Annotated in this window: 25 protein-coding genes; 10 read left to right on the top strand and 15 right to left on the bottom strand. The window is 67.4% G+C overall.

All coding sequences use genetic code 11. The features are described from left to right. Positions 1–58 precede the first annotated feature (58 nt). Positions 59–799, top strand: coding sequence for an SDR family oxidoreductase (locus I7X18_RS20235; RefSeq protein ID WP_193043795.1), 741 nt, complete (start codon positions 59–61; stop codon positions 797–799). A 229-nt stretch (positions 800–1,028) separates the two neighbouring features. Beyond that, positions 1,029–1,466 (top strand): hypothetical protein, encoded by a 438-nt coding sequence (locus tag I7X18_RS20230; protein WP_226862608.1) that lies wholly within the window; start codon positions 1,029–1,031, stop codon positions 1,464–1,466. Positions 1,467–1,471: 5 nt separating this feature from the next. Here I7X18_RS20230 and I7X18_RS20225 read toward each other — a convergent pair whose 3' ends face one another. Together I7X18_RS20225 and I7X18_RS20220 are read right to left on the bottom strand one after the other, a co-directional pair. Further along, positions 1,472–2,443 carry an NADPH:quinone oxidoreductase family protein gene (locus tag I7X18_RS20225; protein ID WP_193043793.1) on the bottom strand — a complete coding sequence of 324 codons (972 nt, stop codon included), beginning with the start codon at positions 2,441–2,443 and terminating at the stop codon, positions 1,472–1,474. A 145-nt stretch (positions 2,444–2,588) separates the two neighbouring features. Further along, positions 2,589–3,941: a flavin monoamine oxidase family protein gene (locus tag I7X18_RS20220; protein ID WP_193043792.1), complete on the bottom strand. Its 1,353-nt coding sequence runs from the start codon at positions 3,939–3,941 to the stop codon at positions 2,589–2,591. Positions 3,942–4,060: 119 nt separating this feature from the next. Between I7X18_RS20220 and I7X18_RS20215 the strand changes: the two genes are divergently transcribed. Next, positions 4,061–5,542, top strand: a complete 1,482-nt coding sequence (locus tag I7X18_RS20215) for a flavin-containing monooxygenase (RefSeq protein ID WP_193043791.1) — start codon at positions 4,061–4,063, stop codon at positions 5,540–5,542. 49 nt (positions 5,543–5,591) lie between these two features. On the opposite strand, the gene I7X18_RS20210 is transcribed toward I7X18_RS20215, so the two are convergent. The 9 genes from I7X18_RS20210 to I7X18_RS20170 form a co-directional block, all read right to left on the bottom strand. Further along, positions 5,592–7,109: an aldehyde dehydrogenase gene (locus I7X18_RS20210; protein ID WP_193043790.1), complete on the bottom strand. Its 1,518-nt coding sequence runs from the start codon at positions 7,107–7,109 to the stop codon at positions 5,592–5,594. Between the two features lie 51 nt (positions 7,110–7,160). Beyond that, entirely contained in the window at positions 7,161–8,357 is a 1,197-nt protein-coding gene (locus tag I7X18_RS20205) for a RidA family protein (RefSeq protein WP_193043789.1), read from the bottom strand. Between the two features lie 89 nt (positions 8,358–8,446). Further along, a complete protein-coding gene (locus I7X18_RS20200; RefSeq protein ID WP_193043788.1) occupies positions 8,447–9,169 on the bottom strand; it encodes an ABC transporter ATP-binding protein in 723 nt (240 codons plus the stop codon). Next, on the bottom strand, positions 9,166–9,945 hold the full coding sequence (locus I7X18_RS20195; RefSeq protein ID WP_193043787.1) for an ABC transporter ATP-binding protein: 780 nt from the start codon (positions 9,943–9,945) through the stop codon (positions 9,166–9,168). Before I7X18_RS20195 ends, I7X18_RS20200 begins: the two co-directional genes overlap by 4 nt. Next, positions 9,942–10,922, bottom strand: a complete 981-nt coding sequence (locus I7X18_RS20190) for a branched-chain amino acid ABC transporter permease (protein ID WP_193043786.1) — start codon at positions 10,920–10,922, stop codon at positions 9,942–9,944. Before I7X18_RS20190 ends, I7X18_RS20195 begins: the two co-directional genes overlap by 4 nt. Then, positions 10,922–11,785 (bottom strand): branched-chain amino acid ABC transporter permease, encoded by an 864-nt coding sequence (locus I7X18_RS20185; protein ID WP_232375286.1) that lies wholly within the window; start codon positions 11,783–11,785, stop codon positions 10,922–10,924. Before I7X18_RS20185 ends, I7X18_RS20190 begins: the two co-directional genes overlap by 1 nt. Before the next feature lie 72 nt (positions 11,786–11,857). Further along, the gene (locus tag I7X18_RS20180; protein ID WP_193043785.1) at positions 11,858–13,108 is read right to left on the bottom strand and encodes an ABC transporter substrate-binding protein; all 1,251 of its coding nucleotides are present in this window, start codon (positions 13,106–13,108) and stop codon (positions 11,858–11,860) included. A 108-nt stretch (positions 13,109–13,216) separates the two neighbouring features. Next, on the bottom strand, positions 13,217–13,864 hold the full coding sequence (locus I7X18_RS20175; protein ID WP_193043784.1) for a GntR family transcriptional regulator: 648 nt from the start codon (positions 13,862–13,864) through the stop codon (positions 13,217–13,219). 147 nt (positions 13,865–14,011) lie between these two features. Further along, positions 14,012–14,572, bottom strand: coding sequence for a TetR/AcrR family transcriptional regulator (locus I7X18_RS20170; RefSeq protein ID WP_193043783.1), 561 nt, complete (start codon positions 14,570–14,572; stop codon positions 14,012–14,014). 18 nt (positions 14,573–14,590) lie between these two features. Between I7X18_RS20170 and I7X18_RS20165 the strand changes: the two genes are divergently transcribed. Next, positions 14,591–15,736: an MFS transporter gene (locus I7X18_RS20165; RefSeq protein WP_193043782.1), complete on the top strand. Its 1,146-nt coding sequence runs from the start codon at positions 14,591–14,593 to the stop codon at positions 15,734–15,736. On the opposite strand, the gene I7X18_RS20160 is transcribed toward I7X18_RS20165, so the two are convergent. Both I7X18_RS20160 and I7X18_RS20155 read right to left on the bottom strand, forming a co-directional pair. Beyond that, complete coding sequence (locus I7X18_RS20160; RefSeq protein WP_193043781.1) at positions 15,720–16,859, bottom strand: Rv3169 family protein; 1,140 nt, start codon at positions 16,857–16,859, stop codon at positions 15,720–15,722. The two genes, I7X18_RS20165 and I7X18_RS20160, sit on opposite strands and share 17 nt — an antisense overlap. Next, on the bottom strand, positions 16,859–18,010 hold the full coding sequence (locus tag I7X18_RS20155; RefSeq protein ID WP_193043780.1) for a phosphotransferase family protein: 1,152 nt from the start codon (positions 18,008–18,010) through the stop codon (positions 16,859–16,861). The genes I7X18_RS20160 and I7X18_RS20155 overlap by 1 nt, the downstream gene beginning before the upstream one ends. 55 nt (positions 18,011–18,065) lie before the next feature. On the opposite strand from I7X18_RS20155, the gene I7X18_RS20150 reads away from it, so the two are divergent. Continuing rightward, on the top strand, positions 18,066–18,668 hold the full coding sequence (locus I7X18_RS20150) for a TetR/AcrR family transcriptional regulator (protein WP_193043779.1): 603 nt from the start codon (positions 18,066–18,068) through the stop codon (positions 18,666–18,668). A 4-nt stretch (positions 18,669–18,672) separates the two neighbouring features. Here the strand turns inward: I7X18_RS20150 and I7X18_RS20145 are convergent, their stop codons facing one another. After that, positions 18,673–19,713: a LacI family DNA-binding transcriptional regulator gene (locus tag I7X18_RS20145; RefSeq protein WP_193043778.1), complete on the bottom strand. Its 1,041-nt coding sequence runs from the start codon at positions 19,711–19,713 to the stop codon at positions 18,673–18,675. A gap of 151 nt (positions 19,714–19,864) precedes the next feature. On the opposite strand from I7X18_RS20145, the gene I7X18_RS20140 reads away from it, so the two are divergent. The 5 genes from I7X18_RS20140 (at position 19,865) to I7X18_RS20120 (ending at position 23,652) form a co-directional block, all read left to right on the top strand. Beyond that, positions 19,865–20,863: an asparaginase gene (locus I7X18_RS20140; RefSeq protein WP_193043777.1), complete on the top strand. Its 999-nt coding sequence runs from the start codon at positions 19,865–19,867 to the stop codon at positions 20,861–20,863. A 3-nt stretch (positions 20,864–20,866) separates the two neighbouring features. Beyond that, positions 20,867–21,745: a polysaccharide deacetylase family protein gene (locus I7X18_RS20135; protein WP_193043776.1), complete on the top strand. Its 879-nt coding sequence runs from the start codon at positions 20,867–20,869 to the stop codon at positions 21,743–21,745. 90 nt (positions 21,746–21,835) lie between these two features. Continuing rightward, complete coding sequence (locus tag I7X18_RS20130) at positions 21,836–22,114, top strand: hypothetical protein (protein ID WP_226862606.1); 279 nt, start codon at positions 21,836–21,838, stop codon at positions 22,112–22,114. 48 nt (positions 22,115–22,162) lie between these two features. Continuing rightward, positions 22,163–22,849, top strand: a complete 687-nt coding sequence (locus I7X18_RS20125) for a PIG-L deacetylase family protein (protein ID WP_193043775.1) — start codon at positions 22,163–22,165, stop codon at positions 22,847–22,849. After that, positions 22,846–23,652 carry an ABC transporter ATP-binding protein gene (locus I7X18_RS20120; protein WP_193043774.1) on the top strand — a complete coding sequence of 269 codons (807 nt, stop codon included), beginning with the start codon at positions 22,846–22,848 and terminating at the stop codon, positions 23,650–23,652. The genes I7X18_RS20125 and I7X18_RS20120 overlap by 4 nt, the downstream gene beginning before the upstream one ends. A 252-nt stretch (positions 23,653–23,904) precedes the next feature. Here I7X18_RS20120 and I7X18_RS20115 read toward each other — a convergent pair whose 3' ends face one another. Further along, the gene (locus I7X18_RS20115) at positions 23,905–24,792 is read right to left on the bottom strand and encodes a helix-turn-helix transcriptional regulator (protein WP_193043773.1); all 888 of its coding nucleotides are present in this window, start codon (positions 24,790–24,792) and stop codon (positions 23,905–23,907) included. Positions 24,793–24,850 lie beyond the last annotated feature (58 nt).

Raw genomic sequence — 24,850 nt, 5'->3', positions numbered from 1 at the left:
AGTACGGTGGACCGGTAAGGGGACACGTGTCCACTTTAGCCGAAGCGAGGGTTCAGCCATGCCATCGAACACCCAGAAAATCGTCGCCATCACGGGGGCCAGCAGCGGCATCGGTGCGGCAGCCGGCCGCCTGCTCGCCCAGCGTGGCGCTGCCGTCGTCCTCGGTGCGCGCCGTGCCGACCACCTCGAGCGACTCGTCGCCGACATCCGCGATTCCGGCGGAATCGCGGTGGCCTGCTCGACCGATGTCACCCGCCTCGACGACGTCCGGCGCCTGGCGGACCGGGCGGTCGAGGAGTTCGGACGACTCGATGTCCTGGTCAACAACGCCGGCATCAGCAAGATCGGCCCCATCGCGGACCTCGACGTCGAGGGCTGGTCGGCGATGATCGACGTCAACCTGCGCGGCGTCCTGCACGGCATCGCCGCGGCGCTGCCTATCTTCCGACGACAGGGCCATGGTCACTTCGTCACGACCGTGTCGACCGCGGGCCTGAAGATCGTGCCGGACCTGGGGGTGTACGCCGCGACGAAGAACGCCGTGCGCACTGTGCTCGAAGCCCTCCGCCAGGAATCCACCGACGGAGCGATACGGACGACGGCGATTTCCCCGGGCTTCGTCAACACCGATCTGGACAGCTCGATCGACGACCCCGCGCTGCGCGACCGGATCCGCGGCTCGATGAACGACTTCGGCCTCGATCCCGGGGCGGTCGCGGAAGCGATGGTGTTCGCCATCGAGGCGCCCGCCGACGTCGAGATCGGTGAACTGACGATCCGTCCGAGCGTGCAGGGCTGAGGCGCCGGCGGAGTAACGGGACGCGGTGCCGATATTGGCCGAATGGCACCTTCAGCGAGGCGGATCGGCACGAATTAACGAGGGCTTTCGTGCAGGTCAGAGGGGGTGCGGGAAGCTTTTGCTGGGTGAATGCTGTTTGTTCTTGAAAGTGGATGGGTAAAAACCCCCATACATGCACAACTTCGTGGAGCGCAGAGGTATGAGCGGAAGACACCGGTCACCAGCACCGATGACCCAACGCCGGACGACGAACTGGCCCGTGGTCGTGGGCGGGTCGCTGTCGTTCGCCGTCGCCTCGGCAGGCGTTCTCGCCGGTGCGGTCGTCCACTTCTCCGCACCCGAGCCCGCCTCGGCTCCGGCCGAAGCGCCGCAGGCCACCAGCAGTGCGCCGGTCACGCAGCACGGCACGGTCATCGCCGTGAGCGCGGACTCGGTCACCACGCGCAGCGACAACGGCCTCATCCAGACCTACCGAATCACGCCGAACACCACCGCCGTGACCGTCGATCGCCAGCACCCTGCCAGCCCCGCCGCGTCGTTCGACGTCGACGACCGCGTGGCCGTCTTCGCCACCGTCCAGGCCGGCCAGTCGGTCGCGACCGCCGTGGCCGACCAGTCCGCCGTCGGGCCGGGCGGTCCGCCGATGGACTACATCACCACGCCCTGAGCGCGTCACCGCACCGCGATGACGACTTTGCCTCTCGCGGTTCGGTTTTCGAGTGCCGCGATCGCCTCCGCCGCCCGTTCGAGCGGGTAGACGTCGGGCTTCGGTGCCGACACCGCCCCGGAGGCAAGTAGCGGCTCGAGTTCCGCCCACTGCTCCCGAACGTAACCGGGATGGGTGAAAGTCCATGCGCCCCAACCGACTCCGACGACATCGACGTTGTTGAGCAGCAGCCGATTCACCTTCACCGTGGGAATGTCGCCGCCGGTGAAACCGATGACGAGCAGGCGCCCGCCCGGGGCGAGTGACCGCAGCGAATCGGTGAACCGGTCACCGCCGACAGGGTCGACCACGACGTCGACGCCGCGCCCACCCGTCAACTCCTTGACCGCGTCTTTGAAACCGTCTGCCAGGACCACGTCGTCGGCGCCCGCCGCCCTGGCCACCGCGATCTTCTCCTCGGTGCTGACGACGGCAATGGTGCGCGCGGCGCCGAACGCCGGGGCCAACCGCAGTGTCGAGGTGCCGATGCCGCCCGCAGCGCCGTGCACGAGTACGGTCTCGCCCGATGTCAGACGGCCGCGGGTGCGCAGTGCGCAGTGCACCGTCAGATCGTTGAAGAGCAGACCAGCGCCGGCTTCGAACGACACCACGTCAGGTAGGGGAAACACCCGATCAGGCGGCAGCGCAACAACTTCGGCCATTCCGCCTGACAGCATCGTCAGCCCGGCGACGCGGTCGCCTACCGATATCCCCGAGTCGGCGGGGGCGCTGCGCACCACGCCGGCGATCTCGGCGCCCGGCGTGAACGGCAGGTCCGGCTTGTACTGGTAGAGCCCCCGCGACAGGAGGGCGTCGGGAAACGCCACACCAGCGGCGTGCACATCGATCAGCACCTGGTCGGTGGCATCGGGTTCGTCGACTTCGACGACCTGCACCGAGCCGGGACCGTCTAATCGGGCAATCTGGACCGCGCGCATGGTCGCCTTCCTTTCCGTCGACGGAGACCATTTAACATCCCGGGGTGATCGACGCCCGTGCCGCGGTGCCGCTCGACGCCGGCGCCATCCTGGAACGGCCCGACGAGGTCAACGGCGCGCCGCGCCACATCCTGAAACCGGCTTCCTAACGTGACAACCGCTCGTGCACCTCGGCGGCGGCCCGCCATCCCGAGCGCACGGCGCCGTCGAGGAAACCCGTCCACTGATCCGCGGTTTCCGTTCCTGCCCAATGGATTCCGTCGACCGGGGTGCGCAGGCACCGGCCGTAGGCCGTCCAGGCGCCGGGCGGCACCGCGGCCGTCGGGCCACCCGGTGCGAACGCCTCGGCGCCCCACAGGTGGTCGACGTAGTCGATCGGGGACGCGGCGGGATCGCCGAACAGCGCGGTGAACCCGTCGATCGCACTCTGCCGGCGATCTTCGGGCGACAACAGGTCGAACGCCGTAGCGTCGGTGAACCCGAGCAGGATCCCCGGACCGTCGTCCGACGGGCTCACGTCGAAGGTGATGAACACCGGGCCCTCGTCGGAGAGCGCCTCGCCCGAACACCCCCCGTCCCGCCAGAACGGTCTGTCGTAGGCGGCGTAGGCCTTGCTCAGCCGGCCCTGAGGCCAGTGCGTGGCCAGATCGGTGCATTCGGCGGGCAGTGGCGGCTCGAACACGATCGCGTCGCGGTGGGCGGGCGCGACGGCGACGATCACCGCGCGCGCCGTCGTCCGGCCCTGGTCGGTGTCGACCTGCAGCATCCCGTCGGTGTGCCGTTGAATCCGTCGCACCGGCGCCCCGGTGCGCACCCGGTCGCCCAATTCCGCGGCCATCCGCGAGGCGATCTGCTGGGTGCCGCCCGGGAACCGGTCCTGCTGCGCGCCGCCTTCCACGTCGAGCATGCGCCCGATACCGCCGGCCGCCTTGACGTAGCGCACGGCGTGCAGCAGCGAGACCGCCCCGGGTTCACACCCCCACGTCACCCGGGACATGATCGCCATCAGGTCGCGGGTCGAGGCGCTCGCGTGCACCGAACGCAGCCACCCTTCGAGGCTCAGTTCGTCGAGTCGGTGAGCGCCCGGCGCGGTCCACGGCGTGGCGACCGGGATCTGTCTGCACAACCGCTCGAACCGCCACTGGATCCGGGAGACGTCGAGCAGTTCGATGATCGACAGACGCGGGACCGTGCTGCGGTAGGAGCGCACCCGCCCGCGCCAGCGGATGAGGTTCTTCCCGCGACTGAACGTGCGGACGGTTTCACAGTGCAGTTCGGCGGCCAGCGCGAGGACCGCGTCCTGGGTGGGCCCGACGAACGTCGCGCCGAGATCGACCGGGGTGCCGGCGACCGTGGTGGTGTACGCCCGCCCGCCGACCCGATCGCGTCCCTCGAGCACCACGACGTGGTGGCCGCGGCGGGTGAGTTCGCGGGCCGCCGTGAGTCCGGCGAACCCGGCACCCACCACGACGACATCGGCCTCCGTTGCCCCCGTCATACGACCAGGCTCTCACGACGCGCAGGTCCTGACGGCGTTGTTCGGCCCAGATCGTCGACGCGCCGCATGGGCGCGCCCTATGGTGGGGGTCGGTACGTAAGCGGACCAATGGAGGTTCCATGAGCAGCGTCGATGCTGATCAGACCGATGTCCTGATCATCGGTGCAGGCATATCGGGCATAGGCGCGGCCTACCGGCTCCAGGAGAAAAACCCGCACCTGACGTACACCATCCTGGAGCGCCGCGCCCGCATCGGTGGCACCTGGGACCTGTTCCGCTACCCTGGAATTCGCTCAGACAGCGATATCTTCACGCTGAGTTTCCCGTTCGAGCGATGGACCCGGCCGGAGAACGTCGCCGACGGCGCCGACATCCGTCACTACCTCACCGAGACCGCCCGCAAGCACGGCATCGACTCCCACATCCGGTTCGACACCCACGTGCTGTCGGCGAACTGGGATTCGGCCACCGACACCTGGACCGTGCACACCGCGCACGACGGACACCAGCGGTCCTACCGCAGCCGGTTCCTGTTCTTCGGCACCGGTTACTACAACTACGACGAGCCCTACCGCCCCGAGTTCCCGGGTATCGACAGGTTCGCCGGCGAGGTCGTCCACCCGCAGCACTGGCCGGAATCGCTCGACTACGCAGGTAAGCACGTCGTGGTGATCGGTAGCGGCGCCACCGCGATCAGCCTGATCCCGTCGCTCACCCACCAGGCCGGCCACGTCACCATGCTGCAGCGCTCGCCCACCTATGTGCTGTCCGCACCGCGGATCAACCCGGTGGTGCAGGCCATCCGGAAGGTGGTCCCGGCGCGGCTCGCGTTCCACCTCGTGCGGTTCTACAACCTGGCGTTCATCGTCTCCACGTATGCGCTGTCGCGCAAAGCGCCGGGCGCGGTGCGCTGGTTCGTCCGCAACCAGGCCGCCAAGACCCTGCCCGAGGGCTATCCGGTCGACGTGCACTTCAAGCCGCGCTACGGCCCGTGGGATCAGCGCATGTGCCTGAGCCTCGACGACGATCTGTACACGGCGATCGCCGACGGGCGGGCCGACGTCGTCACCGATCACATCGAGACATTCGACGAGCACGGGATCGTCCTGCGCTCGGGTCAGCGCATCGACGCCGAGGTGATCGTCACCGCCACCGGACTGCAGCTGCAGGCGCTCGGCGGCGTCGCGCTGAGCATCGACGGTGCGGAGTTCAAACCGCAGGACCGGTTCGTCTACAAGGAGCACATGCTCGAAGAGGTGCCGAATCTGGCGTGGTGCGTGGGCTACATCAACGCGTCGTGGACGCTGCGCGCCGACCTCACCGCGCGGGCGTTCGCCCGACTCGTCGCGTTCATGGACGACCACGGCTACACCCACGCCTTCCCGCACCTCGGCGACAAACCGATGGCGGAGAAGCCGGCGTGGAACATCAACGCCGGATACGTCGCGCGGGCGCCGCACGCGCTGCCGAAATCCGGCACGCAGCGGCCGTGGAACGTGCGGCACAACTACGTGCTCGACGCGATCGACCACCGCTTCGATCGCATCGAGGAGTCGATGGTGTTCGGACGGGTCCCCGCCGACCGGGCGATTTCGGCGTGACTGGTCGCGCCTAGCGCGACCGGTCACGCCGAAATCACACAGATCGGGCTCAGTTCAAGCGTTCCTGCCCGACACCGCCATACCAGTCCACGTCGTCGGGGCTGGTGCGCACGGTGACACTGCGGACCTGGGTGAAGTCGTGGAACGATTCCCACCCTCCTTCACGTCCCTGCCCGGACTCGCGTACACCACCCCACGGCGAGGCCGGATCGAGCCGGTGGTGGTCATTGACCCAGACGATGCCCTGTTCGAGGCGCGAGGCCACGCGGTGGGCCCGGGCGACGTCGCGGGTCCAGATCGACGAACCCAGCCCGAAGTCGGAATCGTTGGCGATGTCGACCGCCTGGTCCTCGTCGTCGAACGGGATCACCACGAGCACCGGTCCGAAGATCTCCTCCCGGGCCACCCGCATCCCGTTGTGGACGTCATGCAACACCGTCGGCTGCACGAAGAACCCGTCGAGACCACTGACCTCGGCCGGCCGTCCGCCTGTCGCGACCACGGCGCCCTCGGAGACCCCGAGGTCGACGTAGTCGAGGATGCGCCGTCGCGCACGCTCCGAGATGACCGGTCCCAATTGGGTTTCCGCCAGGTCCGGGTCACCGATGCGGATGGCCTCGGCGGCCGCAACCAGATGGTCGACGAACTCGTCGTAGATCGTGGATTGCACGATCAGCCGAGTGCCGGCGATGCACGTCTGGCCTGCGCCGACGAACCCGCCGAACGCCGTGCCACGGGCCGCGACGTCGACCGGGGTGTCGTCGAAGACGAGTACGGGGCTCTTGCCGCCCAGTTCCAGAGTGGCTTTCGCGAACCGCTGCGCGGTGGCCACCGCGATCGAGCGGCCGGGTTCGGTGCCTCCGGTGAACACGGCCTTCTTCACCTGCGGATGCTCGACCAACCGCACACCGGCGGTCGGGCCGAGTCCGGGCACCACATTGAGCACTCCCGGCGGGACCCCGGCCTCGAGCGCCAACTTGCCGACGACCAATGCGGTCAGCGGTGTCTGCTCAGACGGTTTGAGCACCACGCTGTTCCCCGTGGCGAGCGCGGGCGCCAAGCTCTTCGAGGCGATCATCAGCGGGTGGTTGAACGAGGACAGGATCCCCACGACGCCGAGCGGCATCCGCGTCGTGTACGAGTGGTACGGGCCGGTCATCGGCACCACGGACGTGCGATCGGCGAGCAGCAGCGCCGCGTTGTAGCGGTACCACTCCGGCAGCCGGGTGATCTGAGCCTTGGTCTCGGTGATCGGGCGACCGTTGTTCACCGTCTCCAGGCGGTACAACTCGGCCATGTTCGCCTCGAGGAGATCGGCGAATCGGTTCAGGGTCTTGGCCCGTTCGTGGATCGGGGCGTCCCGCCAGACGCCCGAGTCGAACGCGGCCTGCCCCGCCGCGACGGCGGCGTCGATGTCGGAGGCATCGGCGCAGTGGCATCGGGCGAACGGCTGACCCGTCGCGGGGTTGACGACGTCGATGAGCTGCCCGTGCCCTTCGACCTCACGTCCGTCGATCAGAAGCTTCTCGGCGGTGAGCTGTTCGGTGGGCGTTTGTTCGGTGAGCATTGTGGTGTGTTCCTTCATCTCTCGTTCAGTTCTGCGTATCGACGCGGGAGGTCACGCGCCAACGCGGTAGACGATTTCGAGGCCGAGGTTCGACGCGTCGACCGACGGTGAGGTGGTGATCGCGGCGCCCGCCGCGGCCGTGTCCAGCACGACCCGACCGAACGCGTACACGTCGGTCGGCTGCGGCAGGAAGGCGTGCACCTTGAGCGGTTCGGCGTTGTCGCCGGCCTGTGCGGCTGCGCACTCCAAGGCAGCCCGTACCGCCCCTGACACCGCGAACAGACGGTGGTCGGATTCGCCGACCTCCACCTGGGCGACGGAGAACCGGGTGAAGCCCAGACCTCTGGTCGAAATCGACTGCCCCGCAGGCGCTGTCACATTGCTCGCGGCCTGCGCCATGGCGGTACCGGTGCGCACAGCGATCACGTCGATCTCGATCTGCGCACCGCCGGTGAGAAGTTCTTCGACGCCGAGCACCAGGTGTGGCGGGGCCGCGCCGTCGAACATGTCCTCCCACAACGCCTCGAACAGCGGCGCGTCGGCCATGTTCTTGAGGAAGACGTGCACCCGGACAACGTGGTCCCAGTCGCTGCCCGAATCCTCCAGCAACGTCCGGCACACGCCGATGGTGTACTTCGCCTGCGCCAGGAACGGCGAGAAGTGCTGCGGGAAAGAAGGATTCACCTGCGCTGCCGGGGCCAGGCCGGTGGCTCCGAATTCCGTGGGCAGCTGGCCGGCCAGGAACAGCCAGTCACCCGCTGCGACACACGGTGTGTAGTTGGCCAACGGTTTGGGCAGCCGCGGGCTGTCGAGGTGGCGGATGTTCAGCACGTCCGGCCGCGCGGCGATGACATCCACCGAGACCAGTGCGCCGGGAATCGCCATCGCCTCGGCGCCGACACCAACGGTGGTCCGCGGCGGCGGTACCGGGAAAAACCGCTTCCATACCTGATCGAATGCGTCGAACAGCCGGCAATCGGTGATGAAGACCTGGGTCTTCACCACGTCTTCCAGCCCGCAGCCCTGCGTCTCCAGCAGACGCGTGAGCTTCTCCAGAAGGTACGTGGTCTGCTTCTGGATGTCGGCGCCGTAGTACGGGAATTCCTTTGAGACCGAAGCCTGCTCGGGGATGCCCGTTCCCGGATCCGCAGCGGTCAACCCGGAGACGAAGACCAGGCCGTCGCTGATGAATACCCGTTCGTCGAGGATCGCTTCGACGGTGTGAGACTCGCTGCTGGCGTAGGACATGCTGAACTACCTCCCGGCGGGTCGCCCCGCCCATTTCGAATGAGTTGATGTTTATCGACAGGCCGCGTGGGCCTGGTGGCACGAAGCGGTCAGTGCGCTTCGTCGATGCCGAAGAACAACTTCCGGAGTCCCTCGTCCTCGAGGACGGTGGCCACCGCCTGTTCGGCGCTGATCCGGCCGCCCTGCATGATGTGGACTCGGTCGCAGTGCGGCAGGATCACCGCAGGGTTCTCCTCGACCACCCACAGCACGCCGACTCCGTCACCGGTGGCCTCGGCGATCCGGCCGATCAGTTCCTGCACGATCGTCGGCGCCAGTCCGGTGGTGGGCTCGTCGAGCGCCACCAGTTTCGGCTCGGACGCCAGCGCACCCGCGACGGCGAGCATCTGCCGTTCGCCACCGGACAGGGTGGACGCGCTGCTGTTGCGGCGCTTGCGCAGCGAGGGGAATCGGTCGAAGGCGGTATCGATCCCGGCGCTCATCTTCGCGCGGCCGTTGGGCATCAACGCCACCCGCAGGTTCTCCTCGACGGAGAGGGCGGGAAAGGTGTTGCCGCCCTGCGGTACATAGGCCATGCCGAGTTTGACCATCGCAGCGGTGGCCACCGTCCCCAGGTCGGTGCCCATGAACTCGACGCGCCCCGACATCGGCGTGACCAGACCGAACACCGACTTCAGCAGGGTCGACTTGCCCGCGCCGTTGGGCCCCACCAGCGCTACCGTCTCGTTGGCTCGCACCGAGAGCGAGACCTCGTGGATCACCGGCAGTTTGCCGTAGCCGGCGGTCAGCTCCCGTACGTCCAGGACCGTCATTTCGAGCTCCCGAGATAGATTTCGGCGACCATCGGATGTTCGGCGATCTCCTTGGGGGTGCCGGACACCACCACACGGCCCTCGGCCATCACGTAGATGTATTCGGACACCTCGAAGACGAACTGGATGTTGTGGTCGATGATGAGCAGCGTGATGCCGCGCTCCCGCAGGTTCCTGACCTGTTCGGCCAGCCGCCCGATACCACTGGGGGCGACGCCCGCCGCGGGTTCGTCGAGCAGCACCATCTGCGGTTCGACCATCAGCAGGCGCGCGAAGTCCACGAGCTTCGTCTGGCCCGCGGTCAGATCCTCCAACCGCTGATCCTTGACCGAGGCCAAGCCCAGCTCGGTGAGCAGGGCGTCCGCGCGCGCTGCGGTGTCACGTTCCAGACCGCGCCATTGACCGCGCCGGAACAGACCGCGCCACAGTGATTCCGACGCGTCGGCCCCCGCGGTCATCAGGTTCTCCCACACCGACAGCAGCGGGAAGCCCACCGGCGTCTGGAAGGACCGCACCATACCCGAGCGGGCGATCTTCCAGGCCGGCTCACGCTCGATCCGCTTGCCGAACAGGGTGACCTCGCCGGTGTCGGCCTGATCGAACCCGGTCAGGACGTTGAACAAGCTGGTCTTGCCTGCACCGTTGGGACCGATGACCGCGGTGATCGTGCCCTTCGGGGCATCGATGGACACGTCGGCGACGGCGTGCACACCACCGAATGACTTGCTGACCTTGCTCGCTCGCAGGGCGATGTCCGTGTCGGTTCGAGAACTCATCTGGCCTTCACCCTCTTTCGATCGGCAGTGATCGGCGATCCCAGATCTCGCTCGGTCAGCCGGAACGACGACCGCTCGCTCACCAGGCCCTCATTGCGGAACCGCAGCACCAGGATCAGCAGAAGGCCCAGGATCATCGGGCGGGTGGCCGCGAGCATCTGCGCGTACTCGGCCGAACCCTGCAGGAAGGTCAGCAGTTCGGTGCACACGATCAGCAGGACGGCGCCGATCAACGGCCCCTTGCGGCTCGCGACGCCACCGATCACCAGGGCGGTCCACACGACGAATGTGAGTTCGGAGACGAACAGCGACGGCACCACACTGCGGACGTGCCACAGGTACAGCGGGGTGATGACGCCGATCAGCCCACCCGCGAAGACATAGGTGATGATCCGGTAGCGCACCACGTTCTTCCCCAGTGAACGGGCGACGGCCTCGTTGTCGCGACTGGCCCGCAGGAGCCTCACGAACGGCGTCTTGGCGAGCCGGTTGGTCAGCAGGTAGATCGCCGCGGCGACCGCCACGGCCATGCCCAGCAGCAGCAGTCGGTAGTCGGCGGCGGGGACCAGGTCTTTGAACGGACGGTCGATGGAGGAGAAGCCGGTGGTCCCGCGGGTCAACCGGGTCTCGCTCACCGCGATCTGGTGGATCACCTCGGCGAAGGCGAGGGTGGTGATCAGGAAGAACTCACCGCGTAACCGGATGGCCGGCAACGCGATCAGCAGGGCGGCCACCGCGGTGATCACCGCCGCACCGACGATTCCCGCCGCCATGGGCCAGCCCGGTGAGAACCAGAGACCATCGACCTTTGTCTGGGTGAGCAGGATGTACGAGTAGGCGGCGACGGCCACCAGGCCCGCAACGCCGAGGTCCCACATCCCCGCCCACCCGGCGACGAGGTTGAGCACCATGGCCAGCGCACCGTAGATGGCGGCCAGCGTCAGCACACCGATGAGGAAGACGAACAAGGAGTTCATTACGCGGCCTGCTTTCGCTGCCTGACGCTGAACAGGCCGCTCGGCCTGACCAGCAGAACGATGATGAGAGCGGCGAACGCGACCACGGAGCGGTACGACGTCGGGATGAGGAGCGCACTGAGGTCCATCGCCAGGCCGAGGAACAGGCTGGCGACGATGACACCGTAGGTACTTCCCAGACCGCCCAGCACCGCTGCGGCCAGAACCAGAATGATGTTCTGCCAACCGAGTTCGGGGCCGACGGACCCGATGATCCCGATCATGACCCCGGCGAGGCCCGCGAGGAACCCCGCGATGAACCACACCTGGTAGGACACGGTTCGGGTGGAGATGCCCCGGACCCTGGCGAGGTCCGGATTGCTGGCGACCGCGCGGATCGAGATACCCGCCGGCGTCCTGGTCAGGAACAGGTGCAGCGCGAGGATCGACACCGCGGCCGTCACGATAATCGCCAGCTCCCCGAAGGAGATCTGCATACCGAGCACGTCGTAGGAGGCGCCGAACGACACCTCGAAGTGCTGCAGGTTGGCGCCGAAGATCATCACGAGCGCTCCGTAGATGACGTACGCGACGCCCACCGACGAGAAGAGCTGGACCAGAACGCCTTTCTGGCGGATGGGCTCGAAGATGACGATCGAGAGCACCACCGCGGCCAGTCCGGTGGCGATGGCGGCGAACAGGGCGGCGGCCCACGTCGGCATGCCCCAGTCCCGCGACGCGTACAGGCCGAGGAAGGCTGCCAGCGCGAGGAACTGACCGTGGGCGATGTTGAGGAAGCCCTCAGTCTGGCGGACCATGGAGAACCCGACCGTCGCCATCGCGAGGATGCTTCCGGTGACCAGGCCGAATATCACATACTGCACGTCATACCGTCTTTCCGGGTGCGGGTGGATTCGCCGGCGGTCACCGGATCCATCGGTGACCGCCGGCAACCATCACTTCTGGACGATCTCGCGGAGCTTGGGATCCAGTTCGAGCACCTTGACCTGCTGCCAGGCACCGTCGATGATGAACTGCTCACCGAACAGCGGCGCGGCAAGGCTGCCGAACTCGTTGAGGTCCAACGAACCCGATGCACCCTGGTAGTTGATCTCGTTGCCTGCCTCGAGCTCCTTGACGCCGTCGGCGTACGAGTACACGACGGTGCCCCCTTCGTTGAGCACCTCCGGAACCGCCGCGGCGATGGCCGCGCCCTCGGTGCTCTGCGCCTTGGTGATCGCGAGTGCCAGCGTGATGTACTGGTCGTACTGGTTGGCGTCGTATACACCCGCCGCGGGATCCTGGCCCGTCTCGGCCTTGAACCGCTCGGCGAAACTCTTGTAGGCGGGCGTGTCGATGTCGTATGCGGTGATCGCGCCGATGGCGACGCCATCTTCGAGTTCGGGCATCAGCCCGCCGATCGGTGGGGTCACCAGATCCGGTGAGACGAAGAACTTTCCGCCATAGCCGCGGCGTTGCCACTCGCGGAAGATGACCGACGCCGCCTCGTGGCCCGCGGCGAGATACACCGCGTCGGGCTTCGCTTCGAAGGCCTGGGCGAGTTCGGCTTGATAGGACGAGCGGCCCGGGTTGAACCGGACGTCGGCGACCACTTCGCCGCCGGTTCCCTCGGTGAACACCTTCTTGAAGATGTCGGCGGGCTCCGACATTCCCTCGGTGTTCTGCGCCATGATCGCCACCCGCTTGACTCCGGAGTCACGGGCGAACTGGGCGGCGATGGTGCCGCCGTCGGTGTCAGATCCGGTGATACGCCAGACGAATTCGCTGGTCTGCTTGTCCAGTTCCGGTGTGCCGCAGCCGGGGCAGAAGAGGGGGATCTCCAATTCGGTGGCGCTGTCGAGGACCGCGAGGCCACCGGTGGACTCCACACCGCCCACCGCGACGACACCTTCGACGTCGACGAGGCGGGAGAAGCCCTGCACCGCGCCTTCCACGGTCGAAAGGTTGTCGGCCGTGACCAGCTCGACCGGCTTGCCGAGTACGCCTCCGTTGTCGTTGATCTCGTCGATCGCGATGGTGACGGCGGCTTGCGACGGCTCGTAGTACGACGAGTAGTCGCCGGTGATCCCATTCAGCCAGCCGAACTTGACGGCGTCACCGTCTGCGCCGGAACCGCCGCCGCTGCACGCGGCAAGGAACATCGCTGAACTCGCGAGAATTCCAAGAGCGGCTTTGTTGTTGATCAACGCTCTCCCTTTCATTTCGGGCATTCGTCATGCAGCAGCGGTCGGGGCGACGGGCTGCAAGACGATCGGGGGTGCTTCACACGCACTGCTCCGGTGGAGCAGGCGCTCCTACGCGCCCGCCTCAACGTTGGCGAGTAAATAGCGCACGATGAATTCGTGCGACGTCTCCAGATGGGTACGCGTAAGTTCGTTCAGCCGCGGGCCGTCACCGGCCTTGGCGGCGTCCAGGATCGCGGCGTGCTCGACCTGCAGATGCTCGACGTTGCCGATCACCGCGAGGTGGAGGTAGAGGTACCGGTCGGCCAGTTTGCGTAGCTGGTCGACATGGGCAATGGTCATCGGCCGGTTGGCGCGGTGATAGATGGTCGCGTGGAAATTGGCGTTGGCCTCGAGCCACTCGACGACGTCCTCGGTCTCCGACATGACGTCGAAATACTGTGACATCTGGATGATCTCGGCCTTACCGAGGTCGGCGACGGCGACCTGGGTCAGGTTCGGCTCGACGGCCATCCGCATCTCGTAGAGTTCCTGCAGTTCCAGGATCGACAACCGGCGCGCGTATTGCGCACCGTTGATCGTTTCCACCAGCCCCTCGGCCACGAGGGTCTGCATCGCCTCGCGTACCGGGATACGGCTCACCCCGAACTGCTCCGCCAGCCTGGACTGCGAAAGCTTGACGCCTGGACGGATCTCACCGGTCAGCAGGGCGTGGCGCAGCCCGTCCACCACTGCACTGCCGACTGTAGATGTACCCATGACGCTTCTTTCGGATCCGTTCCGTCGATTATGTATACATAACGTAGGTAGACGGATACTAGTTGTCAACAGGTGGATACAGCCGCGTTGCCGACCGAGCGATTTCGGCGTGAGTAGTCGCGTCTAGCGCGACCGGTCACGCCGAAATCACGAGTGCAGCAACCCGCGGGCGATTCGCCGGGCCCGCCCGACCGGATCCGGCTCGACCCTTACCGCCAGCGCACTGAGCATGCCGTCATAGACCAGGGCGATGTCGCGCGCGGTCACATCGGCATCCGTGCGGCCGGCGGCGGCCACCTCGCGGGCCAGCCGGGCGACGACATAGCGCTTGTGATCAGCCACGACGGTGACACCCGGATGGCCCGGCGGTAACTGGGTCGCGGCCGCGACGTGGGCGCAGCCGCGGGACAGCGATGTCGTCGAACTCCACCGTTCGACCGCGGTGAAGATGGCCAGCACCCGCTGCTCGGGATCGGCCTCGGCGTCGATGCACGTCTCCCACAGTTCGCGCCAGCGGTGGTCGCGGTCGGCGAGGTAGGCGGCGACGAGGTCGTCCTTGCCGCGGAAGTTCTTGTACAGCGAACCGGTGGCGACGCCGGCTCTCTCGATGACGGCATCCACGCCGGTGTTCGCGATGCCGCGCCCGTAGAACAGTTCGTCGGCAGCCTGCAGCAGCCGGAGGCGGGCGGGTTGCTGTTGCGTGGACACCGTGCCATCGTAACTAGAATGCAACGATCGTTCTACTCCCTCGTCGGCGCGGGTGCCTGCCTGATCGGCTGCTGCTACGGGTTCGCGCGGTTCGCCTACGGATTGTTCTCGCCCGTCTTCACCGACACGTTCGCGCTGACGTCCACGACGTTCGGCCTCATCGGTGCCGGTAGCTACGTCGGGTACTGCGTCGCGATCGTCGCCAGCCTGGTGCTCACCGAACGGGTCGGGCCGAGGCGCGTCGCCATCGGCGCCGGAATCGTGGCCACGGTCGGTCTGTCCGTCGTCGCCACCGCACCCTCGGCCCCGTTCCTGGCGGTGGGGGTGCTGGTGGCCGGGTGCAGCACCGGGATCGCCTCGCCGCCGCTTGCCGCCGCCGTCGCACAGTTGATGCGCGGAGCGGTGGCCGACCGGGCCCAGACGATCGTGAACGCCGGCACCGGCATCGGCGTGGTTGTATCCGGCCCCATCGCGTTCCTGCTCTTCGGTCACTGGCGTATCGCCTGGGCGCTATTCGGGGTGATCACGGCTGCGGTGACGGTGTGGACGGCCGTGGCACTCCCGTCGACGCCGGCGTCCGGCAGCGACGGTCCGCGCGGAAAAGCCACGCCCCCGGGCATTTTCGGGTTGATGACAGCATCGCTGATCGCCGGGGTCGCCAGCATCGCGATGTGGAACTTCGGCCGGGATGTGATCACCACGGTCGGCGGCGCCGGGCCGTTCGTGTCCTCCGCCGCGTGGACGGTGCTCGGCGCTGCGGGTATCGCCGGAGCATTCGGTGGCGTGCTCGTGGAGCGGATCGGTCTGCGAGCGGCGTGGGCGGTGACGACGGTGGCCATGGCGGCAGCGACGCTGACGCTGGCCGTTGCGCCGTCCCACACCGTCGTGATCTTGGTGGCGCCCGGTGTATTCGGCGCCGCCTATGTCGCCATGTCCGGCCTGCTCCTGCTGTGGAGCGTGCGCGTCTACCCGGACCGCACGGCGTTCGGGGTCGGGTTGTCGTTCTTCACCCTGGCCGTGGGGCAGGCGCTGAGCGCGCCGACCGTGGGCGCGCTCATCGACACCGCCGGTGCCCGTGTGGCGTTCGGCGCCTGCGCATTCTGCGGTCTCCTGGCACTGTTGCTGCGGCCTGCGGCCGATACCACCGTCACGGCGCCACGGTGAGCCAATCGGCGAAGCCCGACGGGTCGTGGCGACCGAGTGCGCCGTGCTCGAACAGCCCCCACCCCTCGACCGTGCGGCCGTCGATCGAACACGTCGCCCGGCCGACGTGGTCGATCACGCCGAACATCGCGCGCCCCGACACCGACGGGTCACTCAGGTCGTAATCCACACGCTCGGTGAACTTCTCGCCCTTCCACACCCCGTGCAACCAGTCGGAGTCACCGCCGTAGCCGGCCCCGATGTGGATGGGCACCGGCAGTTTGGACTCCACCTCGAACACGAGCGGTGTGCCGTCACCGGTGGTGGCCTCGATGGTGGCGCCGTAGGGGATTCGGGTGCCCGACGTGTAGTGGATCTTCACCCGCGGCCAGCCCAGTTGCTCGACGCGCCCGTCGCGCCAGACCCGGGTGCAGTCGTTGAGTGAACGGAAGCCGCTCGGATCCTCCTGGATGATCAGCACGATCGCGAAGTCCTCGAACGCCATCGGGACGTAGAGCCACCACATGCCCTCGAACGGCGGATCGGCGGGGCGTCCGGCGGGTTCGGCCTCACCGACGGGCCGGATACCCCACGAGCGGTCCCGGGTACCGATCCAGGACTGCGGGTCGACGGCGATCTCGTCACCGTCGATGAGGATTCGCCCGCTCCAGGCGCCCACCTGCGCGAACCGCTGGGCATTCAGCGTGACCCGGTTGCCTGCCCGCATGATGTGCGGCTGCTCCTGCACGACGTCGTACAGTCCCTCCCAGGTGAGATCGACTGCGACGCCGTCGGTGTCGTCCATCACGACCCGCAGCCTGCGCAGTGGTTCACTGACCTCCACGCGATAGTTGCCGACGTGCTGGTTCAGCCGGTCCTGGTCGATGCCGTCGGACAGGTGCACGGCGGTGTGCGTGTCACCGAGCAACCCCTTCTCACCGCCACCGCGGCGGGACACCAGCACGAACGCGTCCTTGACCCCGAGGTTCGGGTAGTAGCCGATGCCGGTGATGAGGAAGATGTCACCGGTGCGGTCGTGGGCGTTGAAATACGACCGGTCGTAGAAGTTGCGGTCCGACGACCCGGGCCAGGCGATCGGCTGCGGGACCTGGTGAACCGGGAATTCGTCCATGGGACCGAGCATCAGGCGTCCTCTCTCTGCTCTTCGCGCAAGCGCTCATCGCGCCCTCCGATCAGGCGGCGCAGCAGCGCGCCATGGTAGAACAGCGATTCCACGTCGGTCGGCGGTTCCATCTCGCCGAAGTGCACCCGCCGCGCGCCGGTGCGCATGAACACGCACGCCCAGATCACCGCGGAGTAGACGTAAAACCAGTGCAGGTCGCCGAGGTGCACACCGGTCTTCTCCGCGTAGGCCGCCTTGACGTCCTCTTCGCGCATGAAATCGGGCATACCGTCGAGCCCCGCCAAACCGGTCAGCTCTTGGAACACCATGTGCGCGAAGATCATCCACGCCACATCCATCTCGCGCGGCCCGAGCGTCGCCATCTCCCAGTCCAGCACCGCGACGGGCCGGAAGTCCCGGTAGAGCACGTTGCCGATCCGCGCATCACCCCACACCAGCACCGGATCGGCGGCCGCGACGTCGGCAGGCCAGTGCGTCTCCAGCCACTGCAGCGCATCCTCGATGAGCTCCGAGCGGCCGATGCCGGCCACCGCGAACTCATACCAGGCCTTGAGCCAGTTCAGGTTTCGACGCAGTGCGTTACCCCCGGGGCCGTCGGCGAGGAAGCCGAAGGTGTTCTGCGGATCGGGGATCGAGTGCAGCTTCGTCAACACCTCGATGGTGCTGTCCTGCAGTTCGCGCTGCCGTTCGACGGGGGCATCATAGAACCAGTTGCCGCCGAAGGTGTACGGCATGACGTCGGGCGGGACGACGCCCTCGACGTGGTCCATCAGGAAGAACGGCGTGCCCAGCACAGACCCGGTGGATTCGAGCCAGCGCACGCGGGGGACCGGCACATCGGTCGTCTCGGCCACCAGTCGGATGACCTCGAACTGGTGGTCCATCCGGTACTCGGAGAACACCGGAACGTCCTCGACGGCGGGGGCCACGCGGGCGACGAAGCGCTGCTCGATCGGTCCGCGGACCGTGAGAACAATTGTCTCCGAGGACATTCCGTTGGAGTCGATACCGCTCTCGACGAGGACCTCCGGAGCGTGCCCGCCCGGTAGCTGCGTGGCAAGCCACTGCGACATGATGCCGGGCAGGGTGGTGACGTCGCGGCTGGCGCGCTGCAGGCGGCTGACGTCTTCGACAGCCGGTTCGTGTGGCATGCGTTCTTCCTTAGTGCCCGTGGTCTGCCGGGATTACGATACGGTGAGTAGCGTTATGAAAACAGACCCGTCTCCGGTTGACAAGGTCCAGACCGCGGGACGTCCCCGGGATCCGCGTATCGACGCTGCCATACTGCGCGCCACCGCGGATCTGCTTGCGGAAATCGGTTATTCGAATCTGACCATGGCCGCGGTGGCCGAGCGGGCGGGCACCACCAAGACGGCCATCTACCGCCGCTGGTCGAGTAAGGCGGAGCTGGTGCACGAAGCGGCGTTTCCCGCCGCGCCGAGCGCGCTGACCGCACCCGCCGGTGACATCGGCGCGGACGTGCGGGCGATGATCGGCGCCGCCCGCGACGTGTTCACCAGCCCGGTCGTGCGGGCTGCCCTGCCCGGGCTGATCGCCGATATGGCCGGTGACGCCGACCTCAACGCGCGGGTGATGGCGCGGTTCTCCGGTCTTTTCGCGGCGGTGCGCGTCCGGCTCGCCGACGCCGTCGCCCGGGGGGAGGTGCACGGTGACGTCGACCCCGACCGGTTGATCGAGGTCATCGGCGGCGCCACCATGTTGCGACTGCTGCTGGTGCCCGCCGGTGAACTCGACGATGCATGGGTCGATCAGACGGCCGCCATCGTCACCCGCGGTGTGGTGGCATGACAGCTCAGTGCGATACGCCCGCGGCGGAGGTTGTCATACTGCTGCTCCGGATGATCAGTTCCGGTTCGAGGACAACTGACTCCGGCTCTCGGCCGGCAAGTACCTCCAACAGTAATCCGACTGCGCAACGGCCCATTTCGTGCATCGGCGAGCGGATGGTGGTGAGGGGGACAGCACCGCCTTCGGCGAGCGGCGTGTCGTTGTAGCCGACGAGCGCGACGTCGCCGGGAACGTGAATTCCCCGGTCGCGCAATACTCCGAACGCCCCGATCGCGGCGAAGTCGTTCGTCGCGAAGATCGCGTCGGGAACCGGACCGCCGGCCAGAATCCGTTCCATCGCGGCGCGCCCTCCGGCAGGGTCGAACCCCGAGTAGACGACGCGCTCGGGCGGGACGTGAATTCCGTGATCGCCCAGCGCGTCGAGGCAACCGCCGCTGCGATCACGGGCCGTCGAGGTGAACTCGAGGCCCGCCAGGATCGCCACGTCACGGCGGCCGGTCTCGGCGAGGTGGTGGCCCACCAGTCGGCCGCCCTTGTAGTCGTCGACCGTCGCCGACGGATAGTTCCCCGCGGTGCGCGACACCAAGGCGAACTTGATGCCCTGTTGGTGCACTTCGTCGAGGAACCGATGGTCGAGATGGGCGTCTCCGTAGATCAACCCGTCTACACGGCGGTCGATCATCATTCGGGTGCGCGCGCGCTGGGTCTCGGCGATGTCGCGGGAGTTGGTGACGAACGTCGACAGCCCGGCTTCTGAGGCGGCCTCCTCGATGCCCTCGTAGATCGTCGCCAGCACGTAGTCCTGCAGCCGTGGCACCAGGACGCCGATGAGGCCGGACCGTCGCGTGCGCAGGCTCGACGCCTGGGGGTTGGGGGAGTAGCCATGCTCCTCGGCGAATGCGCGGATGCGGGCGACGGTGTCCGCCGAGCCCCATCGCAGGGCATCGCGACCCGGTGTGGCCAGCACCCGGGACACCGTGGAGGGACTCACGCCGAGCTCAGCGGCGATCTTGCGTAGGGTCATCGGGCCCTGATGTGACGCCAACGCCAACCACCTCCGTGATGTGGCCACCACATTAACAAGGCGCCGAATGTTAAGCGCCGAGTTACACAAACGTTTGGCTAAAGCTACACAAACGATTGTGCACAATGTTTGTGCTGTGGTTCACTCGGAATATGCCTCTTCAGAATGCGCGATGACACGGGTTGCCGTCCTAGCCACCGGCGGCACCATCGCCTCGACCGCCACCCGGGGCGGCGTCGTCGCCACCCGCAACGCCGAGGCGCTTGTCGAGAGTGCGCGCATCAGCGACATCGACGTGGAAACCCACGATCTGATGACGGTGGGTTCCTATCGGATGACCCTCGGGCACATCAGGTCCATCAGCGACGCCGTGGCCGGTTTGCTCCAGCGCCGGCAGGACCCTGTTGACGGCATCGTGATCACCCACGGCACCGACACGATGGAGGAGACCGCGATCCTGCTGGACCTCGTCCACGGCGATCCGCGACCGCTCGTCCTCACCGGTGCGCAGCGGGCAAGCGACGCACTCGACGGCGACGGACCCCGAAACCTCGCGGACGCGATCCTCACGGCCGCGGCGCCGGACTGCCGAGGTCTCGGCGTGCTGATCGCCTTCGCCGGCCGAGTGCTTCCCGCCCGGGGCACGCGCAAGGTCCACACCACGGCCTTGGATGCATTCCATTCGGTCGTCGGCGGCGAGGTCGGCGACGTCTCGGACGGCACGGTGCTGATCAGGGCCGTCCCCCGGCGACCCGCGCCGCTCCCGCGGCCGACCGCACGGTTCGACGGCACCCGTGTCGACCTGATCGAGATGTACCCCGGCGCTGACGCAGCGTTGCTCACCGCCGCCGTTGCGGCAGGCGCCCGGGGAATCGTGCTGGCGGGCACCGGGATCGGTAACGCAAATCCGGTCGTGGTGGCCGCCGTCCGCGAGCTGGTCGGCGATGACGTGGCGGTGGTGCTGTCGACCAGGGTCGCCGAGGGACCGGTGGAGGGCGTGTACGGCGATGGCGGCGGTGCCGACCTGGTGGCCGCCGGGGTCCCGACCGCCTCGGGGCTACCCGCATCGCAGCTGCGAATGCTGTTGGCGCTGTGGCTGTCTGAGAACAGGGCAGACGTAGCGCGTGTCAGATCGATGATCGCAACCTACGCAGACAACAAGGAGGAATGACCAATGGCGAAAGAAATCTTCGTGGCGTTCGGCATCGACGTCGACGCCGTCGGCGGTTGGCTCGGTTCCTACGGGGGCGAGAACTCGCCCGGGGACATCTCCCGCGGCGTGTTCGCCGGCGAGGTCGGTGTGCCCCGCCTCAACGCACTGCTGGAGCGCTACAACCTGCCCGCCACCTGGTTCTGGCCGGGCCACTCCATCGAGACCTTCCCCGAACAGTTCGACGCGGTCGTCGCCTCGGGACACGAAATCGGTGTGCACGGCTACAGCCACGAGAATCCGATCGCGATGACGCGCGAGCAGGAGTCCGAAATCCTCGATTACTGCCTGGATCTCATCACTTCCCGCACCGGCAAGCGGCCGACCGGGTATGTCGCGCCGTGGTGGGAGTTCAGCAGGGTCACGAACGAACTCCTCGTGGAGCGCGGCATCACCTATGACCACTCGCTGATGCACCGCGACTTCGAGCCGTACTACGTGCGCGTCGGCGACTCCTGGACGCCGATCGACTATGACAAGCCGGCCGCGGAGTGGATGAAGCCGCTGGTGCGCGGTGAGGAGACCGACCTCGTCGAGATTCCAGCGAGCTGGTATCTCGACGACCTGCCCCCGATGATGTTCATCAAGGGCAGCCCGAACAGCCACGGCTTCGTCAACCCGCGCCATATCGAGGAGATGTGGCGGGACCAATTCGACTGGGTGTATCGCGAATCCGAGTACGCGGTCTTCACGTTCACCATCCACCCGGACGTATCTGGACGGCCCCAGGTCCTTCTCATGCTCGAGCGCCTGATCGAGCACATCAACTCCCATGACGGCGTCACCTGGGCCAATTTCGACACCATCGCCGAAGACTTCAAGAAGCGGCGTCCCCGCAACTGATCCCCTTCGAAGGGCAGAGTCTCATGTCAGTTCCCGACGCACCGAAGGCGTCTGGGCTCAGCTGGCGATCAAAGGGGGTGTGATGCCCTGATGTGCGGTGGATGTGGCGGCGCACCGCCGGATTGGGCGGCCGAGTTGGTCAGGGGTCCGCGGCGCAGGTCGGCGGTCGCCCGGCGGCTGTCCGAGCTGATGGCGCGCGACCGGGTCGACGCGTTCCCGTCCGGCTGGACTGTCCGGGCCGCGACCGGCTCGACAGTTCTGTGCCGGACCTACGACGAGTTGGTCGCCGCCGTCAGCCGACGCACGGGGATCGCCCCCGATATCGTGAGCGCGGCCGGCCTGGGCGCCGAGCACGCCCAGCCGCGGTGAGGGGTTCCTGCGTCACCACTTCAGTCCGCGGTGTGGTGACATGACCCGGTGACGCTGCAACCCTTTCCGGGCGACTGGCACACCGCGCTGGTGCTGGTACCCCACCCTGACGACCCCGAGTACGGCATCGGCGCCGCGGTGGCGAAATGGACCTCGGAAGGCAGGCGCGTGCACTATGCACTGGCGTCGCGGGGTGAGGCCGGTATCGAGGGGCTGGCGCCGCAGGTGGCCGGCCCGCTGCGCGAGCGGGAGCAGATCCGGTCGGCCGGGATCGTCGGGGTCGACGACGTGACGTTCTGGGACTTCCCCGACAGCCGTATCCGCGACACCCCGGCGCTGCGGGACAGGATCGTCGACACCCTCGAGGCGGTGGCGCCCGACGTCGTCGTCACCATCTTCAGCGGACCAGAGTGGGCGCCGGGCCAGCCGAATCAGCGCGACCACATCGAATTCGCCACCGCCGTCACCGCCGCCTATGACTCGCTGGTCGAACCACCCCGCTGGCTGTTCGAGAACGGCCCCGGCGGCACCCATGGTGAGGTGGTCGACGGCTTCGTCGACGTCGCGGTGGAATCGTTGGCCGCCCACGAGCGTTACCTGTCGGTGCTCGATCCCACGACACCGGTGTACGCGCAGGCGCGCCGGCAGGTGGAAGAGGCCACCGCCGGCCGTCCGGAGTTCGGTGGCCGCCCGACCGTTGAATTCATCCTCACCCGCACCAGGAGTACGTCATGAGCCCGACCGTGTTGCGTGCCGAGGGGATCGGCGTGGTCCGCGGCGGGCGCCATCTGCTCGCCGACGTCTCGGTGACCATCGAGGCCGGGCAACGCTGGGTGGTCCTCGGTCCGAACGGTGCGGGTAAGAGCACGCTGCTGAACCTGTTCGGTGCCGTCGCGCATCCCACCAGCGGAACGGTCGACGTACTCGGTCACCGACTGGGCCGGGTGGACATGCGGGAGCTGCGCACCCACATCGGTCACGTCAACCCCCGCCACCGGGTCGACGCCCCGCTGACCGCGCGTGAGGTCGTGCTGACCGGGCTGACGAACACCCCGGACTTCGTCCCGCGCTGGTCACCGACCGCCGGGCAGGTCCGCCGCGCCGACGAGCTGATCGCCTCCCTGGGGCTCGCCGACCGCGCCGGGGCCTCGTGGCAGGTGATGTCGCAGGGGGAGCGCGGCCGGACGCTGATCGCCCGTGCGCTGATCGGCGCACCGCACCTGCTCATCCTCGACGAGCCGGCTACCGGTCTGGATCTGGCTGCGCGCGAACAACTCCTGGCCGCCATGGACGGATTGCGCCGCTCGGATCCGCAGCTCGCCACTGTGCTCGTCACCCACCACATCGAGGAGATCCCGGCGACGACGTCACATGCGCTGCTGCTGCGCGACGGCCGGATCGTCACTCAGGGCGCGGCGCGCAGCGTGCTCACCTCCGAGGCGATCAGCGCGTGCTTCGACCATCCGATCACCATCGCGACGAGCAACGGCCGCTGGTTCGCCCAGGCCGTGCCGGCGGTCGACTCCGCTGTCGGCTGAGGTTCGTGCGTTGCCAACACGTCCTTGGCCTACGTGCCGATCACCCCAGACGCTCGAAGACGATGGTGATCCGCGTCCCGCCGGGACGGGTGAAGTTCTCGGTCAACCGGTCGCCGTCGACGACAAGGCGCAGATCGTCGGTGGCTTCGCCGCGCACGTCCCCAGGATCTCGTTGCGGGGCGAGGGTTCGGTGGAACACCGCAGGGTCCGGCGAAACGCATGGCGACTTCATATGTTCGACCTCGGGGGCGGCTACCGGATCGCCGAGCGCGCGACGTCCGTACCGTCGACGGCGACGAGCGCCATGTCCTGATCGCCGATGACCGACAACAGGGAGAGCGCACGGTGCGACGACGTCCCCGGATCGGCGGTGAAGAGAATCATCAGCTGGTCGCGATCCGGGATCATCAGCAAGTTGCAGTGCATGTCGATCGGTCCGACCACCGCATGAGTCATGGACTTGATCTGGTGGCGCGGCACGACAACATCGACCTGCCGCCACAACGCGTTGAATTCCGAGCTGGCTGAGCGGAGTTCGTCGATCAGAGCCCGTACGTCGCGGTCGCGGGGGTAACGCTCGGCGACGGTGCGGAGCTGGCTGGCGGCGAACCTCGCGAAGTCCTCGCTTCCGCTGACGCCGTGGTGGCGTCGGGAGGGGTCAGGCTCGAGAAAGAATGCTCGTATGAGGTTGCGCTCCTGCCCCGAGATGGACGACAGATCGCCGAAGAGAGCTGACGCCAACGGATTCCATGCGAGGATGTCGTACTTCGCGTCGAGGATCAGTGCGGCGGTATGGGGCATGCGATGGATGAGATCGAGAACGCTCGGCGCGACGTCGCGTCGCGGCCGGGCATTGTCTTCCTCCGGCGAGCGTCCACACAGGGTGAAGAACAGGGCGCGTTCGTCATCGCTCAATTTCAGCGCTTGGCTGAGGCTGTTGAGCACCTCGACTGATGGCCGGGAGGCGCGAGCTTGTTCGAGCCGGGCGTAATACGACTCGGAAATATGCGCCAATGCCGCGACTTCTTCGCGCCGAAGGCCGGTCGTCCGGCGTGGTCCGTCACGGGGCAGGTCGACATCGTCGGGCCGAAGCCGGGCCCGACGGTCGCGAAGGAAGCGCGCCATGGGCTGTTGATCCATGATTCCGAGTATGCCTCCACGTGCCGATCGGTGGCTGGCACAACTTGTGTCTGGCACG

The sequence above is a fragment of the Mycolicibacterium baixiangningiae genome (genome assembly GCF_016313185.1).
Taxonomy (GTDB): domain Bacteria; phylum Actinomycetota; class Actinomycetes; order Mycobacteriales; family Mycobacteriaceae; genus Mycobacterium; species Mycobacterium baixiangningiae.
The sequence above is the reverse complement of the archived record's forward strand: the minus strand, read 5'-3'. Positions and strand labels throughout refer to the sequence as shown.